Consider the following 532-nt stretch of genomic DNA (forward strand, 5'->3'; position numbering starts at 1 on the left):
CACCTCCCGGTACAGCCGCCACTCCACCGTCGCCTCACTCGCGGCGGTCTTGAGCGAGTACGTCTGCTCGGTGACCCGCACCGTCCACGGCTCCGTGATCAACTCGGCACTCTTCTTCGCGCCGCCCCGGACCACTATCCCCTCGGTCACCACCAGCACCACCGGCCCCATCCCCAGCAGCCCCATGTTTGGCTCCCCGGTCAGCGCCCAGACCAGCAGCCCGGCCACCATGGCGATCCCCCCGAGAAGGGTCATCCGCCGCAGCGCCGGAACGTTCCGGAGCGCCCTCCGGAGATCCTGCTCGGTCAGCCGGAAGGTGGCGGTGATGTCCATACGAAGGCACTGCTCTCTGCTCGAAACGTCACCCGCACATCCGTACGGAGATCGCCGCATGGTGACCGCCCCACCTGCACCGAGTCAAACGGACACCTGCCCAAGCGAGGCCGCCCACTCGGTCAGGGTGGTGAAGTGCGCGGGCTGGAGACCGAAGCGGTGGTCCACGTGGACGGTGAGGGCCGGGGCCGGGTGGTGG

General features: G+C 69.0%; 1 protein-coding gene. It reads right to left on the bottom strand.

Annotation, left to right across the window (positions count from 1 at the left end):
* Positions 1-255 (bottom strand): hypothetical protein (locus ABD323_RS41985; protein WP_344447330.1); only part of this gene is annotated, 255 nt, incomplete at its 3' end.
* Positions 256-532 lie beyond the last annotated feature (277 nt).

The sequence above is a fragment of the Kitasatospora nipponensis genome, assembly GCF_039528135.1.
In the GTDB taxonomy this organism is placed as follows: Bacteria; Actinomycetota; Actinomycetes; order Streptomycetales; family Streptomycetaceae; genus Kitasatospora; species Kitasatospora nipponensis.